The organism is Enterococcus sp. DIV0213h (genome assembly GCF_051711285.1).
Classification (GTDB): domain Bacteria; phylum Bacillota; class Bacilli; order Lactobacillales; family Enterococcaceae; genus Enterococcus_D; species Enterococcus_D casseliflavus.
This window is the reverse complement of sequence record NZ_JBIOMH010000001.1, coordinates 276,161-290,875: the sequence shown is the minus strand read 5'-3', so window position 1 is coordinate 290,875 and position 14,715 is coordinate 276,161. Positions and strand designations below refer to the sequence as shown.

Here is a 14,715-nt window from a genome sequence, read left to right as displayed (position 1 = left end):
AGAAAGTTTTAAGCTGCAAGTTGGACTCGGGCAATCTATGATTAGTCAATGATCTTTTGAACATCTTCGAATACAGCGTCGATGTCGCGATCCCCATCAATCGATTGCAATAACCCTTTGTCTTTGTAATAAGTCAAAATTGGTTCACTGCTTTTGATATTGACAGCTAGACGATTTTTGACCGTCTCAGGCTTATCATCTTCACGTTGGTAGAAGTCATGACTTCCACAACGATCACATGTTCCTTCCTCTTTTGGAGGATTGAACAATTTATGATAAGTTGCCCCACAATTGCGGCACATGAAGCGGCCGGCTAAACGTTCTACAAGAACTTCTTCAGGAACATGAATATCAATAACGGCATCAAGTTTTTTGTTAAGGTCAGCTAGCATCTCATCTAACGCTTTTGCTTGATCCAATGTACGAGGAAAACCATCTAATAAGAAACCTTTCTCGGTATCAGGTTCAGCTAAACGTTCTTTAACGATCCCATTTGTAACCTCATCAGGAACTAATGCGCCTTGATCCATGTATGATTTTGCTTTAAGGCCTAGTTCTGTTTCGTTCGCCATCGCAGCCCGAAACATATCGCCTGTTGAAATATGAGGAAGACCGTATTCAGCAACGATACGTTCTGCCTGAGTACCTTTTCCAGCACCAGGTAATCCCATTAAAATGAAGTTCATTCTAATTCCTCCTGTAAGTTTTTGAATAGTGTTGAGGAAATCCTCAACACTTCAATAACTTTAATTGATGAAACCAGTATATTTCCGTTTCAGCATAAGCCCTTCTAACTGCTTGGCAGTATCAAGTGCCACACCGATAATGATCAATAGACTCGTTCCACCTAGACCGATCGATTGCGGTAGATTCCAAGCCATCTGAGCGATGATTGGAAGTAAAGCAACCAATCCTAAAAAGATCGATCCAACCGTGCTTAATCGCATCAACAAACGTGATACATATTCTTCGGTTCCTTTACCAGGACGCACACTCGGAATGTAACTTCCTTGTTTTTGCAAGTTTTCCGCTAATTTCTCAGGGTTCACTTGAACAAATGCGTAGAAGAAAGTAAACGCAACAATCAAGACAGTATAGATGATCGCACCCGGTACAGTGTTGTAACTAAAGATCGTTTGCACCACTTCGTACCAAGTTTCTCCTCTATATGAACTACCTAATGCTTGAATGATCGCATTTGGTGTTGTAATAAAAGAACTGGCAAAGATAACTGGGATAACCCCGGCAGCATTTACTTTCAAAGGAAGGTAACTGCTGGTAGGCGCTCCTGCTACCCGTTTTGTATATTGGATCGGAATCTTGCGTTCTGCTTGTTGAACATACGTTACTAAAGTAATGACGATCAACACAGCGATCACAAGCAGCGCCATAAAGATAGCATTTAGCCAGATATCCGATTGATCCACGTTAATGAAGTAATCTTCAATCAATTCTTTGATGCTTGCTGGTAAGCGTGAAATGATCCCTGCAAAGATGATCATTGACACACCGTTTCCGATACCACGCTCGGTGATCTGCTCTCCTAACCAAGTGACTAACATCGTTCCGGCTGTTAAAATCAGACCGATCACGATATAGGTTGCCATATTAGGATTGTTTACAAACCCGAGTTGAGTGTAATAGTTAAATCCAGCCGTTAATGTCATGGATTGGACAAAGCCCAATACCAACGTCAAGTAACGTGTTGCCTGATTTAGTTTCTTACGACCCACTTCACCTTGTTTCGACCATTCAACAAATTTAGGGACGATATCCATCTGCAACAACTGAATAACAATTGAGGCAGTGATGTAAGGCGAAACCCCCATCGAGAAAATCGAAAATTGTTGCATGGCGCCACCACTTACCAAGTTTAACATGTTTAAAAATGGTAGATCCGCGATGGTATTTAGGCGACTTGCGTCTACGCCTGGCACAGTAATATGTGTTCCCAGACGAAAGACAAACAAGATTAAGACGGTGAACAATATTCTGGATCTAATATCCTTAACCTTAAAGGCATCCTTCAATAGTCTGATCATTAGATCACCTCGATTGATCCACCAGCAGCAACGATTGCTTCTTCAGCTGCTTTTGAGAATTTAGCTGCTTTCACAGTCAATTTCTTCGTTAATTCTCCGTTAGCTAATACTTTGATTCCAGCTTTTTCGTCTTTGACGATTCCAGCTTCGTGTAAAGCAACAGGTGTTACTTCAGCACCGTCTTCAAAGCGGTTCAAGACATCAAGATTGATGACTGCATATTCTTTGCGGTTCACATTTGTAAAGCCACGTTTTGGTAAACGACGGAACAATGGTGTTTGTCCACCTTCGAATCCTAGACGTACTCCGCCGCCTGAACGAGCTTTTTGACCTTTTTGTCCACGTCCAGCTGTTTTACCGTTACCAGATGAAGTTCCTCGACCGACACGGTTACGTACTTGGCGTGAGCCTTCTGATGGTTTTAATTCATGAAGTTTCATAGGTTTGGCACCTCCTTAATCAAACTAGATCTGCTGATCCTTAGACCTCTTCAACGTCCACTAAGTGAGAAACAGTGTTAACCATGCCTTTGATTGCATCATTAGCAGGTTTTACAACTGTTGAATTCAACTTTGTAAGACCTAACGCTTTTACAGTATCACGTTGGTTTTGGGGACGTCCGATAATACTGCGTTTTAAAGTAATTTTCAATTCAGCCATTATAGTGTCCTCCTTAACCGATTAATTCTTCTACTGATTTGCCGCGAAGTGCTGCCACTTCTTCAGCGCGTTTTAATTGTTTTAAACCTTCAACTGTTGCGCGAACAACGTTGATTGGTGTGTTAGAACCTAAAGATTTAGATGTGATATCAGCTACCCCAGCTAATTCCAATACGGCACGAACTGGTCCACCAGCAGCTACCCCAGAACCTTCTACAGCAGGTTTCATAAGGATGCGTCCGCCGCCGAATACACCGATAACTTCGTGAGGGATTGTAGAACCAACCATTGGTACTTCCACCAAGTTTTTCTTCGCGTCTTCGATTGCTTTACGGATTGCTTCTGGTACTTCTTGTGCTTTACCAGTACCGAAACCTACGTGTCCGTTTTTGTCACCGACAACAACTAATGCAGCAAAACGTAGACGACGTCCACCTTTAACAACTTTAGTTACACGGTTGATCGCAACAACGCGGTCTTCTAATTCCAAATGTTTTGGATCAATATAAACCATGAATGGTGTTCCTCCTTCTCTTAAAATTCCAGTCCATTTTCGCGAGCTGCTTCAGCTAAAGCTGCTACACGGCCATGGTAAAGGTATCCACCACGGTCAAAGACTACTACTTTAATACCTTTTGCTGCTGCACGTTCTGCGACTAATTTACCGACAGCTTGTGCTTGTTCAGTTTTTGTTGCACCTGAAACTTCTTTGTCTAAGGCAGAGGCACTTGCTAGCGTCACACCCGCTACGTCATCAATTACTTGTGCGTAGATGTTTTTGTTCGAACGGAACACGTTTAAGCGTGGGCACTCAGCAGTACCAGAGATTTTGTTACGTACACGACGATGTCTTTTCTGACGTGTCTTGTTTTTATCTGGTTTTGTAATCACAATTTGTCACCTCTTTTAATTTTGCTAGCCTAAGCTGCTAGTCGTAAAGAATTACGACTATTTACCAGTTTTACCTTCTTTACGGCGTACAAATTCGCCAACATAACGAATTCCTTTGCCTTTATAAGGTTCTGGAGGACGAACGCCACGGATATTGGCAGCCAATTCGCCAACGACTTCTTTATCTGATCCTTTAACGATCACAGAAGTGTTTGAAGGAACTTCGATTTCGATTCCAGCTGGCGCTTCGATTTCAACTGGATGAGAGTAACCAACGTTCAATACAAGTTTTTTCCCTTGTAATTGAGCACGGTACCCAACCCCGATTAATTCTAACGCTTTTTGGAAACCTTCAGAAACACCAACAACCATGTTGTTGAAGTTTGCACGGGTAGTTCCGTGGATAGTTTTCATTTCTTTACTATCATTTGGACGAGTGAATGTTACTTCGTTTCCTTCGATATTCATTGTGATATCAGAAGAGAAAGTACGTGTTAATTCACCTTTAGGTCCTTTAACTGTAATGTCGTTTCCGTTTTGCTTGATTTCAACACCAGCAGGAAGAACGACGATCTTATTACCGATACGACTCACTTAGAGGCACCTCCTTGTGGAATATTTTAAATTACCATACATAAGCGACTACTTCGCCGCCAACATTTTTTGCTCTAGCTTCTTTGTCAGTGATTACACCGTCAGAAGTTGAGATAATCGCGATTCCTAGACCATTCAATACTTTTGGTACTTCGTCAGCTTTGACATAAGCACGCAAGCCTGGTTTAGAGATACGTTTTAAGTTTGTGATAACACGTTCACCGTTTTTACCGTATTTAAGAAATACGCGGATCACGCCTTGTTTGTCATCTTCAATGTATTCAACATCGCGGACGAAACCTTCACGTTTCAAGATTTCAGCGATATCACGTTTGATTTTTGAAGCAGGTACTTCTAGGCTTTCGTGTTTAACCATGTTTGCGTTACGCACGCGCGTTAGAAAATCTGCAATTGGATCTGTCATGACCATGGGATAATTTACCTCCTTTATGCGAGTATAGTTTACCAGCTAGCTTTCTTCACGCCGGGAATTTGTCCTTTATAGGCAAGTTCGCGGAAGCAAATACGGCAAAGATGAAATTTACGATAAACTGAATGTGGACGTCCGCAACGTTCACAACGAGTGTATTCTTGCGTTGAGAATTTAGCAGGGCGTTTGTTTTTAGCAATCATTGATTTTTTAGCCACGTAGTTCGCCTCCTTTTTTTATTTTTGGAATGGCATGCCTAATTGTGTCAACAATTCACGAGATTCTTCATCTGTGTTTGCTGTTGTTACAATCACGATATCCATACCACGTACTTTGTCGATCAAATCATAATCTACTTCAGGGAAAATCAATTGTTCTTTGATACCTAAAGTGTAGTTTCCGCGTCCGTCGAACGCTTTTTTGCTCACACCGTGGAAGTCACGGACACGTGGCAATGACACACTTACTAGTTTATCTAAGAATTCATACATTCTTTCGCCGCGTAGTGTTACTTTCGCACCGATTGGCATTCCTTCACGTAAACGGAATCCTGCGATAGATTTTTTCGCTTTTGTGATCAATGGTTTTTGACCTGAGATCAATTGTAATTCTTCAACAGCTTTGTCTAAGTTTTTAGCATTAGAAACAGCGTCACCGACACCCATGTTGATAACGATTTTATCAACTTTTGGTGCTTCCATGATTGAGCTGTAGTTAAATTTGTCCATTAATGATGGGACAACTTCTTTTGAATATTTTTCTTTAAGGCGGTTCATCTGTTAGCCCCTCCTTCCTTCATCAGATTATTTATCAAGAACTTCTCCGGTTTTCTTAGAAACGCGGACTTTTTTGCCGTCAACTTCTTTGTAACCGACACGCGTAGCTTCACCGTTCGATGGATCAACCACCATCACGTTAGAAACATGAATTGGTGCTTCCATTTCAACGATTCCGCCTTGAGGAGCAGTTTGAGAAGGTTTTTGGTGTTTTTTGACAACATTGACACCTTCAACAACGACTTTGTCTTTTTTAGGAAACGCTGCTAGCACAACGCCTTCTTTGTTTTTGTCTTTACCAGTGATAACTTTAACTTTATCGCCTTTTTTAACAAACATGTTTGTTTCGCACCTCCTTTAGATAAGAATCACTATTACAATACTTCTGGTGCTAGGGAAACGATCTTCATAAAGTTGCCTTCACGCAATTCGCGGGCAACTGGGCCAAAGATACGAGTTCCACGAGGGCTCTTATCGTCACGGATAATAACCGCAGCATTTTCATCGAATTTGATGTATGAACCGTCTGTACGACGAGCTCCTGATTTAGTACGAACGATAACGGCTTTAACGACGTCACCTTTTTTGACAACCCCACCTGGCGTTGCTTGTTTAACCGTAGCAACAATCACGTCACCAATATTGGCAGTTTTACGACCAGATCCGCCAAGGACTTTGATCGTTAGAATTTCACGGGCACCTGAGTTGTCCGCCACTCTTAATCGGCTTTCTGCTTGGATCACGATGTGTATCCTCCTTTCAGATTTTGCAATTCACAATCTATATAGGAAAATCTCGTGTGATTAGATAATCACTGCCTTTTCAACAATCTCTACTAGACGGAAACGTTTCGTAGCTGATAATGGACGAGTTTCCATAATTTTCACGATATCGCCAACTTTTGCTTCGTTGTTTTCATCGTGTGCTTTGTATTTCTTAGAATAGTTCAGACGTTTGCCGTAGATAGGGTGGTTTTTCTTTGTTTCAACGACAACAGTGATAGTTTTATCCATTTTGTCTGATACCACGCGACCTTGGTAAACTTTGCGTTGATTTCTTTCTTCAGTCATACGCTAAATGGCCTCCTTCCACTATTACTTAGCTTGTTCACGCAATACTGTTTTAATGCGTGCAATCGATTTACGTACTTCTTTGATACGTGCAGTGTTTTCTAATTGACCTGTTGCTAATTGGAATCTAAGATTGAACAATTCTTCTTTCAATTGTTTTTCTTGATCTAGCATTTCGGCAGTGGTTAATTCTCTGATTTCTTTAACCTTCATTCGATTCACCACCCATTTCCTCACGTTTTACGATCTTCGTTTTCACTGGTAATTTGTGAGAAGCAAGACGTAGCGCTTCGCGCGCAACTTCTTCAGGTACACCGGCAATTTCAAACATGATTTTACCACGTTTAACTGGTGATACCCATCCTTCAGGAGCCCCTTTACCAGAACCCATACGTACCCCGATAGCTTTGGCAGTATAAGATTTGTGAGGGAAAATTTTGATCCATACTTTCCCGCCACGTTTCATATAACGAGTCATTGCGATACGGGCAGCTTCGATTTGACGGTTTGTGATCCAGTGTGATTCAACAGCTTGTAAGCCGTATTCACCGAATGCTACTTCTTTTCCGCCTTTCGCTTCGCCACGCATTTTTCCGCGGAACTCACGACGGTGTTTTACACGTTTAGGTACTAACATGTTTATTTCCCTCCTTTCTCAGTGTTCTTTTTAGTTGGAAGAACTTCTCCACGATAAATCCACACTTTAACTCCTAGTTTTCCGTATGTTGTATCTGCTTCTTCCCATGCGTAATCAATGTCCGCACGTAATGTATGAAGTGGAACGGTTCCTTCTGAGTAACCTTCTGAACGAGCGATATCCGCACCATTTAGACGGCCAGAAACTTGTGTTTTGATTCCTTTAGCGCCAGAACGCATTGTGCGTTGGATCGCTTGTTTTTGAGCACGACGGAAAGCAACACGGTTTTCTAATTGACGTGCGATTCCTTCGCCTACTAATTTAGCATCTAAATCTGGTTTTTTGATTTCAACGATGTTGATGTGAACTCGTTTGCCAGTTAGGCTATTTAATTCTTTTCTTAGGTTTTCGACTTCAGATCCGCCTTTACCGATAACCATACCTGGTTTAGCTGTGTGGATTGAAATATTCACGCGGTTTGCTGCACGCTCGATCTCAACTGTAGACACAGCGGCATCAGCAAGTTTAGATGCGATAAATTTACGGATTTTCAAATCTTCATGTAGAAATTCAGCATACTCTTTTTCAGCATACCATTTAGCATCCCAGTCACGGATGATGCCTACACGCATTCCAATTGGATGTACTTTTTGACCCACTGATTGTCCCTCCTTATTTTTCTGATACGACTACAGTAATATGACTTGTACGTTTGTTGATCGGTGAAGCTGAACCTTTCGCACGTGGACGGAAACGTTTCATCGTTGGTCCTTCGTTTACGAATGCTTCAGAAACAATCAAGTTTTCAACATCTAAGTCAAAATTATTTTCTGCATTGGCAATAGCTGACATCAAGACTTTCTCGATGATTCCAGCTGCTTTATTTGGTGTGAACTTTAAGATCGCGATTGCTTCAGCAACGCTTTTCCCTCTGATTAAGTCAATAACTAGACGAGATTTACGAGGAGAAACGCGGACTGTTTTAGCAGTTGCTTTCGCTGATGTGATTTGTTCTGCCATTTTTGGATATCCTCCCCTCAAAATTAGCGTCTTGTTTTCTTATCATCGGCAGCATGTCCGCGATAAGTTCTTGTTGGTGCAAATTCACCTAATTTGTGTCCTACCATGTCTTCTTGGATGTAAACTGGTACATGTTTCCGTCCATCATACACAGCAATTGTAAATCCGATAAAATTAGGGAAAATTGTAGAACGACGTGACCAAGTTTTGATCACTTTTTTCTTTTCAGCGCCTTCTTGTGCTTCGACCTTTTTCATCAAATGGTCATCGACAAAAGGTCCTTTTTTCAAACTACGACCCATGGTGTACCTCCTCTCAAAATGTGCGACACACGGTCAAGTATATTACTTAGTTTTACGACGACGAACGATAAGTTTGTCTGATTTTGCTTTTTTGTTACGTGTTTTGTAACCAAGTGCAGGTTGTCCCCAAGGAGAAACTGGTGCTTTACGTCCGATTGGTGCTTTACCTTCACCACCACCGTGTGGGTGATCATTAGGGTTCATTACGCTACCACGTACAGTTGGGCGTTTGCGCATCCAACGAGAACGACCGGCTTTACCGATGTTGATCAATTCGTGTTGTTCATTACCAACAGAACCGATTGTTGCACGACATGATGCTAAGATCATCCGTACTTCACCAGAGTTCAAGCGGATCAATACGTATTTGCCTTCTTTACCAAGTACTTGAGCACTTGTTCCAGCTGAACGAATCAATTGTCCACCTTTACCAGGTTTCATTTCGATGTTGTGGATAACAGTACCGACTGGAATGTTTTCTAGTGGTAATGCATTCCCTACTTTAATATCTGCATCTGGACCAGAAACGACAGTCATGCCAACTTCTAATCCTTTAGGTGCTAAGATGTATGCTTTTACTCCATCCTCGTAATGTACTAACGCAATGTTAGCAGAACGGTTTGGATCATATTCAATCGTTTTAACCGTAGCAACGACGTTGTCTTTGTTACGTTTGAAATCGATCAAACGGTATTGACGTTTGTGACCGCCACCTTGATGACGAACCGTGATACGTCCGTTGTTGTTACGACCAGCATTGTTTTTCAAAGGAGCTAACAATGTTTTTTCTGGTGTTGAAGTTGTGATTTCAGCGAAATCAGAACTTGTCATATTACGACGGCCGTTCGTGGTAGGTTTGTACTTTTTAATCGCCACGTCTTTTTCCCTCCCATGTAAAGTTTATGCGTGAGTTGCTTATTCAGCAGCTTCGAAAATTTGGATTTCTTTAGAATCTTCAGTTAAAGTCACAACAGCTTTGCGACGTTTTTTTGTATATCCTGCATATTTACCCATGCGTTTGAATTTCGGACGAACGTTGATGATGTTCACGTTTGCCACTTTCACTCCGTCAAAGGCAGCTTCTACAGCTTGTTTTACTAAAGTTTTGTTAGCTTTTGTGTCCACTTCAAAAGTGTATTTCTTGTCATCCATGGCAAGCATTGATTTTTCAGTGATCACTGGGCGTTTAATAACGTCTAGTAAGTTCATTATGCAAGCACCTCCTCGATCTGAGTAAGAGCAGTTTGTGTCACTAACATTTTGTCGTTAGAAACGATGTCTAAAACACTAATGTTATCAGCAGTAACTACAGAAACTTTTGGCAAGTTGCGCGCAGATAAAGCGGCAAAGTCGTTTTCAGATTCTAAAACTACCAATACTTTAGAGTCAATTGTCAAGTTAGCTAAAACTTGTTTGAATTCTTTTGTTTTTGGAGCATCAAAGCTTAATCCTTCTACTGCTACCAAGTTATTTGAAGCAACTTTTTCTGACAATACAGATTTCATTGCTAAGCGACGAACTTTTTTAGGAAGTTTGTAGCTGTATGAACGTGGTGTTGGTCCGAAGACTACGCCACCGCCACGCCATTGTGGTGAACGGATTGAACCTTGACGGGCACGTCCAGTTCCTTTTTGGCGCCATGGTTTACGGCCACCGCCACGAACGGCACTGCGGTTTTTCACAGCGTGTGTTCCTTGTCTTAATGAAGCGCGTTGCATGATGATTGCATCATAGACAACTGATTCATTTGGTTCGATTCCGAAGATTTCTTCGTTCAATGTAATTTCGCCATTTTGGCTTCCATCTTGTTTGAATAATGCTACATTCGGCATTCCTTAGTTCCTCCTTTCTTCCTATCTACTTATTTAGCTTTCACAGCTGATTTGATTGTAATCAATGATTTTTTCGCGCCAGGTACATTACCTTTGATCAAGATAACGTTGCGTTCTGCGTCTACGCGTACGATTTCCAAGTTTTGGATCGTGATGCGATTTCCGCCCATACGTCCAGCAAGACGTTTGTTTTTGAATACACGGTTAGGTGCAACTGGACCCATTGATCCAGGACGACGGTGGTAACGAGAACCGTGAGCCATTGGTCCGCGGCTTTGTCCGTGACGTTTGATAACGCCTTGGAATCCTTTACCTTTCGAAGTGCCGGTTACATCGATGATGTCTCCTGCTTCAAAAATATCAACTTTGATTTCTGATCCTACTTCTAAGCCCTCTAGCTCTACATTCTTGAATTCGCGAATGAAGCGCTTAGGAGCCGTGTTTGCTTTTGCAACATGACCTTTCGCAGGTTTGTTAGACAAAACTTCACGCATATCTTGGTAGCCGACTTGAATTGCTTCGTAGCCGTCATTTTCGATTGTTTTCACTTGTAGCACTACGTTTGGTGTAGCTTCTACTACAGTTACTGGAATCAATTCGCCAGATTCAGTGAAGATTTGAGTCATTCCCACTTTTTTCCCTAAGATTCCTTTGGTCATGATTACACCTCCATCTTAATTATTATAGTTTGATTTCGATATTAACACCGCTTGGCAAGTCTAGCTTCATTAAAGCATCAACAGTTTTTGGTGTTGGATTCACAATGTCGATTAGACGTTTGTGTGTACGCATTTCGAATTGTTCGCGTGAATCTTTGTATTTGTGCGTCGCACGGATGATCGTGTACAAGCTGCGTTCAGTTGGTAATGGAATTGGACCAGATACGCCAGCTCCAGTTCTCTTTGCAGTTTCTACGATTTTATCCGCTGATTGATCTAAAATACGATGTTCATACGCTTTTAAACGGATACGAATTTTTTGTTTTGCCATTGTTTTCCCTCCTTCGCCTATTTTGAAAAGTAGACATAGCTCCACGAAAATTTTCCGTCACGCTCGTCCATGGCAAAGCGTCCGGGCGTGTCGCAACCTCTCGTTTCGTAGCCGGCAGAAAATTTCTTTGCTGCCAGTGTGACTTACGTATTTACGTAAACAGCACCTTTATGATTATATTACGGATAAACATTGATTGCAAGCTTTTTTTATGGAAAAACCGGGATTCTTTTGCATTTCTTTCAGAAAATTTTCTTTTGGTTTCGTAACACAAAAAAAGAAGCGTTGACCGCTTCTTTTAAGCACTTCTTCATTTCCTATTTATTATAGAAGAAAACCTGCTATTGCGGCGCTTCCTCCTGCATACGGTCTTGGGCCTGGGTATAGGCACCATGCCACACATGACCCACATAAGGATTGATCACCACTCCTTCTTTGATTGCCGCTGTGACAAAGGCTTTCGCTAACCGAACGCTTTCCACGACGGGTTTGCCTTTTGCAAGACCCGCAGCGATCGCAGCTGAAAAGGTGCAGCCTGCCCCGTGATTGAAATCGGTAGCGATTTTTTCACTTTCTAACAAGAGGAAGGATTGCCCATCATAAACGAGGTCAACGGCTTTTGCTCCTGGCAAGCGATGCCCCCCTTTGATCACGACGTATTTAGCACCTAATTCATGGATTTTTTCAGCAGCTTGCTTCATGGCCTCCACACTCGTCAAATCACCCAAACCCGAAAGAATCCCCGCTTCTACTAAATTAGGGGTGACAACATCTGCTAACGGCAACAAATGCGTGATGATGGCATCGACGCTTTTTGGCTGTAAGATTTCTGCAGTCCCTTTGCAAGCAATGACAGGATCGATCACCACATTTTTGACTTGCTGCTGTTGGATCATCTGCGCAGCTTGGACAATATTGTCTTCATTGCCTAACATGCCCGTTTTTAGAGCATCCATCGGATCACCTGCAAAAGCAGAGATCATTTGTTTTTCGACAAGCGCTGTTTCCATCGCCGTTACTTCATGGCTCCAACCTGCTTGTGGGTCCATCGTGACGATCGAAGCGATCGTGGCAAAACCAAAGACACCATATTCCTGAAATGTTTTTAAATCTGCTTCGATACCGGCACCTCCGGTTGAATCCGACCCAGCAATTGATAGGACTTTTTCCATCTCCCTCATCTCCTTGTGCTTTTTGCTAAGTATAGTCAATCTTCCCCTTGACGAAAAGAGCCATTTGGCTTATTTTTAAACCATCCAATTGAAAAAGGTGGTGCAGGATGGCTTCATCAAGTATCGACAAACAGAAGAAACAACCGATTTACCAGCAGATCGTGACTCATTTTATCGAAGAGATCCAAGCGGGAATCTATGGACCTGGGGATCGTTTGCCACCAGAGCGCAGCCTCGCCCAGACTTTTGGCGTCAATCGTTCCACCGTCGTCAAAGCGTTAGATGAATTGAAAAGCTTAGGATGGATCGAACGAAAACAAGGCAGCGGCTCTCGTGTATTGGAAGGTCGTTGGGGGAACCGCCAAACGCCACTTTCTTATTTGCGCTCGTCTTTAAGCAGCCCTTATCTGCAGCAAGACCCTTACGTTCAACAGATTCAGCATTTGCGCACTGAGAAGGATGTGCTGGATCTGTACACAGGTGATCTACCTGCCGATCTGATCCCCGATTTCACGTTTCCTGCCTTTACCTGGGAAGAGATTCGCAAAGAAAGCACCAAAGTATTACCGACGGGTTATGAACCTTTGCAAGAAATCTTATTGCAGCACCTTGCTGATTCCTTCAATTTGCCCACCAACGGACAAAAACTAGTGATCACTGCTGGATCGACACAAGGAATCACCTTGCTAATGCAAGTCTTATTGCATGCGGGGGATTATATCGCGACAGAGGACCCTTCTTTCTTGTTCTCTCTCCCCTTGTTTTCCACGATGAATGTCCAGTTGATCGGGATCAAGCAAGATAGCGAAGGAATGCGGCCTGCGGCATTGGAAAAAGTGTTGAAGGAAAAGAAGATCAAATTCGTCTATCTGAATCCTACCTTCCAAAATCCAACGGGACATACTATGAGTGACCATCGGCGCCAAGCGATCATCCGCCTTTGCCAGACCTACCAAGTACCGATCATAGAAGACGATGTTTTTAGCGAGTTGGCTTTTGAGAAAGTACCACCCAAGCTAAAATCCATGGCTCCCGAAACCGTCATTTATTTAGGCTCGCTTTCAAAATTACTAGGATCATCCATCAAAATCGGCTGGCTTTTGGTGCCAGAAGCGTTAGCCGACCAATTTGCCCAAGCGAAAAAACGGATGGCGATCGATACCACGATCTTCCCGCAAGTCCTTGCCAACATCGCCTTACGCTCCTCTGATTACCACCAGCAGCAGCGGACACTGCTTGCAGAAATGGCCCAGCGCCAGCAAGACTTACTCCAACTCTTGCAGGCATTTCAGGAGGATTGGCAATGGCAGCCGACGAAAGGTGGTCTTTACCTGTGGTTGACTTGGCGTCACCGCACATTGACTCGCAAAGATTGGTCACTCTTTTTGGCGAACGATTGCTTAGTAGCACCTGCGTTTCTTTTCAGTAACGATACGAATGGCTTGCGTTTGAACTATACCCGCTTAGCCAAAGATGATTTACCGCTATTTCAAGAACGATTCACAAAAATCACCCAACAGTTAAAGGAGCAAACCTATGAACGAAACCATTGAGCTTTTGCACAATCACCGCACTTACCGACAATTTGACCCTGACTACCGCTTGAGCCAAGAGCAAGTAACCGCGATTTTGACTGCGGCTCGTCAAGCACCTAGCTGGATGAACGGGCAAGCCTATTCGATCTTAGTGATCGACGACCCGCGGATTCGCCAACAAATGGTCGAATGGAATCCTGGCAATCCTCATATCGCAGCAAGTTCACTCTTTCTGCTATTTTTAGCTGATTTAAATCGAACCAAAAAAGTTGCTGACGAAAAACAGACTCCCTATCCAATCGATGAGGGCTATCAGCCACTATTGATCGCCACCACTGATGCCAGCATCGCTTTGCAATCTGGTGCGATCGCTGCTGAATCACTGGGCTTAGGCACCGTCATTTCTGGCAGTGTCCGCAAAGACAGCGCCAAAATCGCTGAATTGTTGCACTTACCAGAATATGTCTATCCTGTGGCTGGCTTGAGCATCGGTAAACCAATCGTAGAAATGAAGGTCAAACCTCGCTTGCCAGAAGAAGCGGTCATTCATTACAACCATTATCAGGACTATTCTTATGAGGCGATCGAAGCGTACGATCAAACGATGACTGCTTTTGGAGAAGCCCGCGAGACCAAACCATGGTCAGAAAAATTCGCTGGCTTTTACAGCAATCGTCCTGACCAAGGATTTGACGCCTTCTTGAAGAAGCAAAATCTAATAAAATAAAAAGCACCGCTCTCTTTAGCTTCGATGAACCGTAACG

General features: G+C 42.8%; 26 protein-coding genes. 2 read left to right on the top strand and 24 right to left on the bottom strand.

Going from position 1 to position 14,715, the window contains the following annotated elements; translation table 11 throughout:
• Positions 1–41: 41 nt before the first annotated feature.
• The 24 genes from IGI77_RS01425 to thiD form a co-directional block, all read right to left on the bottom strand.
• Positions 42–686, bottom strand: a complete 645-nt coding sequence (locus IGI77_RS01425; RefSeq protein WP_005227100.1) for an adenylate kinase — start codon at positions 684–686, stop codon at positions 42–44.
• Positions 687–746: 60 nt separating this feature from the next.
• Positions 747–2,042, bottom strand: coding sequence for a preprotein translocase subunit SecY (secY, locus tag IGI77_RS01420; RefSeq protein ID WP_005227099.1), 1,296 nt, complete (start codon positions 2,040–2,042; stop codon positions 747–749).
• Complete coding sequence (rplO, locus tag IGI77_RS01415; protein WP_003128016.1) at positions 2,042–2,482, bottom strand: 50S ribosomal protein L15; 441 nt, start codon at positions 2,480–2,482, stop codon at positions 2,042–2,044. The genes secY and rplO overlap by 1 nt, the downstream gene beginning before the upstream one ends.
• A gap of 40 nt (positions 2,483–2,522) precedes the next feature.
• Positions 2,523–2,702, bottom strand: a complete 180-nt coding sequence (gene rpmD, locus IGI77_RS01410) for a 50S ribosomal protein L30 (RefSeq protein ID WP_003128015.1) — start codon at positions 2,700–2,702, stop codon at positions 2,523–2,525.
• Positions 2,703–2,715: 13 nt separating this feature from the next.
• The gene (rpsE, locus tag IGI77_RS01405; protein WP_003128014.1) at positions 2,716–3,216 is read right to left on the bottom strand and encodes a 30S ribosomal protein S5; all 501 of its coding nucleotides are present in this window, start codon (positions 3,214–3,216) and stop codon (positions 2,716–2,718) included.
• Between the two features lie 20 nt (positions 3,217–3,236).
• Entirely contained in the window at positions 3,237–3,593 is a 357-nt protein-coding gene (rplR, locus tag IGI77_RS01400; protein ID WP_005227097.1) for a 50S ribosomal protein L18, read from the bottom strand.
• 57 nt (positions 3,594–3,650) lie between these two features.
• Complete coding sequence (gene rplF, locus IGI77_RS01395; protein ID WP_005227095.1) at positions 3,651–4,187, bottom strand: 50S ribosomal protein L6; 537 nt, start codon at positions 4,185–4,187, stop codon at positions 3,651–3,653.
• Positions 4,188–4,218: 31 nt separating this feature from the next.
• A complete protein-coding gene (gene rpsH / locus IGI77_RS01390; RefSeq protein ID WP_005227093.1) occupies positions 4,219–4,617 on the bottom strand; it encodes a 30S ribosomal protein S8 in 399 nt (132 codons plus the stop codon).
• A 32-nt stretch (positions 4,618–4,649) separates the two neighbouring features.
• On the bottom strand, positions 4,650–4,835 hold the full coding sequence (locus IGI77_RS01385) for a type Z 30S ribosomal protein S14 (RefSeq protein ID WP_003128010.1): 186 nt from the start codon (positions 4,833–4,835) through the stop codon (positions 4,650–4,652).
• An 18-nt stretch (positions 4,836–4,853) separates the two neighbouring features.
• Positions 4,854–5,393, bottom strand: coding sequence for a 50S ribosomal protein L5 (rplE, locus tag IGI77_RS01380; protein ID WP_005227088.1), 540 nt, complete (start codon positions 5,391–5,393; stop codon positions 4,854–4,856).
• Positions 5,394–5,420: 27 nt separating this feature from the next.
• Positions 5,421–5,732 (bottom strand): 50S ribosomal protein L24, encoded by a 312-nt coding sequence (rplX, locus tag IGI77_RS01375; protein ID WP_003128007.1) that lies wholly within the window; start codon positions 5,730–5,732, stop codon positions 5,421–5,423.
• Positions 5,733–5,767: 35 nt separating this feature from the next.
• Complete coding sequence (rplN, locus tag IGI77_RS01370) at positions 5,768–6,136, bottom strand: 50S ribosomal protein L14 (protein WP_003128006.1); 369 nt, start codon at positions 6,134–6,136, stop codon at positions 5,768–5,770.
• A gap of 60 nt (positions 6,137–6,196) precedes the next feature.
• Positions 6,197–6,463 carry a 30S ribosomal protein S17 gene (gene rpsQ / locus IGI77_RS01365; protein WP_003128005.1) on the bottom strand — a complete coding sequence of 89 codons (267 nt, stop codon included), beginning with the start codon at positions 6,461–6,463 and terminating at the stop codon, positions 6,197–6,199.
• Positions 6,464–6,487: 24 nt separating this feature from the next.
• Positions 6,488–6,676: a 50S ribosomal protein L29 gene (rpmC, locus tag IGI77_RS01360; protein ID WP_002288664.1), complete on the bottom strand. Its 189-nt coding sequence runs from the start codon at positions 6,674–6,676 to the stop codon at positions 6,488–6,490.
• Positions 6,666–7,100: a 50S ribosomal protein L16 gene (gene rplP / locus IGI77_RS01355; RefSeq protein WP_005226918.1), complete on the bottom strand. Its 435-nt coding sequence runs from the start codon at positions 7,098–7,100 to the stop codon at positions 6,666–6,668. The genes rpmC and rplP overlap by 11 nt, the downstream gene beginning before the upstream one ends.
• 2 nt (positions 7,101–7,102) lie before the next feature.
• Complete coding sequence (rpsC, locus tag IGI77_RS01350; RefSeq protein WP_005226916.1) at positions 7,103–7,759, bottom strand: 30S ribosomal protein S3; 657 nt, start codon at positions 7,757–7,759, stop codon at positions 7,103–7,105.
• Between the two features lie 13 nt (positions 7,760–7,772).
• Positions 7,773–8,120: a 50S ribosomal protein L22 gene (gene rplV, locus IGI77_RS01345; RefSeq protein ID WP_003127973.1), complete on the bottom strand. Its 348-nt coding sequence runs from the start codon at positions 8,118–8,120 to the stop codon at positions 7,773–7,775.
• 23 nt (positions 8,121–8,143) lie between these two features.
• Positions 8,144–8,422: a 30S ribosomal protein S19 gene (gene rpsS / locus IGI77_RS01340; RefSeq protein WP_005226914.1), complete on the bottom strand. Its 279-nt coding sequence runs from the start codon at positions 8,420–8,422 to the stop codon at positions 8,144–8,146.
• Positions 8,423–8,464: 42 nt separating this feature from the next.
• A complete protein-coding gene (gene rplB, locus IGI77_RS01335; RefSeq protein WP_005226912.1) occupies positions 8,465–9,298 on the bottom strand; it encodes a 50S ribosomal protein L2 in 834 nt (277 codons plus the stop codon).
• 39 nt (positions 9,299–9,337) lie between these two features.
• On the bottom strand, positions 9,338–9,631 hold the full coding sequence (locus IGI77_RS01330) for a 50S ribosomal protein L23 (protein WP_005226911.1): 294 nt from the start codon (positions 9,629–9,631) through the stop codon (positions 9,338–9,340).
• The gene (rplD, locus tag IGI77_RS01325) at positions 9,631–10,254 is read right to left on the bottom strand and encodes a 50S ribosomal protein L4 (RefSeq protein WP_005226910.1); all 624 of its coding nucleotides are present in this window, start codon (positions 10,252–10,254) and stop codon (positions 9,631–9,633) included. The genes IGI77_RS01330 and rplD overlap by 1 nt, the downstream gene beginning before the upstream one ends.
• Positions 10,255–10,283: 29 nt before the next feature.
• Positions 10,284–10,913, bottom strand: coding sequence for a 50S ribosomal protein L3 (gene rplC / locus IGI77_RS01320; RefSeq protein WP_003127967.1), 630 nt, complete (start codon positions 10,911–10,913; stop codon positions 10,284–10,286).
• Between the two features lie 22 nt (positions 10,914–10,935).
• A complete protein-coding gene (gene rpsJ / locus IGI77_RS01315; protein ID WP_003127966.1) occupies positions 10,936–11,244 on the bottom strand; it encodes a 30S ribosomal protein S10 in 309 nt (102 codons plus the stop codon).
• A gap of 341 nt (positions 11,245–11,585) precedes the next feature.
• Positions 11,586–12,416: a bifunctional hydroxymethylpyrimidine kinase/phosphomethylpyrimidine kinase gene (thiD, locus tag IGI77_RS01310; RefSeq protein WP_428216427.1), complete on the bottom strand. Its 831-nt coding sequence runs from the start codon at positions 12,414–12,416 to the stop codon at positions 11,586–11,588.
• 107 nt (positions 12,417–12,523) lie between these two features.
• Between thiD and IGI77_RS01305 the strand changes: the two genes are divergently transcribed.
• Together IGI77_RS01305 and IGI77_RS01300 are read left to right on the top strand one after the other, a co-directional pair.
• Entirely contained in the window at positions 12,524–13,969 is a 1,446-nt protein-coding gene (locus IGI77_RS01305) for a PLP-dependent aminotransferase family protein (RefSeq protein WP_438769263.1), read from the top strand.
• Entirely contained in the window at positions 13,953–14,678 is a 726-nt protein-coding gene (locus tag IGI77_RS01300) for a nitroreductase family protein (RefSeq protein WP_159161106.1), read from the top strand. The genes IGI77_RS01305 and IGI77_RS01300 overlap by 17 nt, the downstream gene beginning before the upstream one ends.
• The last annotated feature ends 37 nt before the right edge of the window (positions 14,679–14,715 follow it).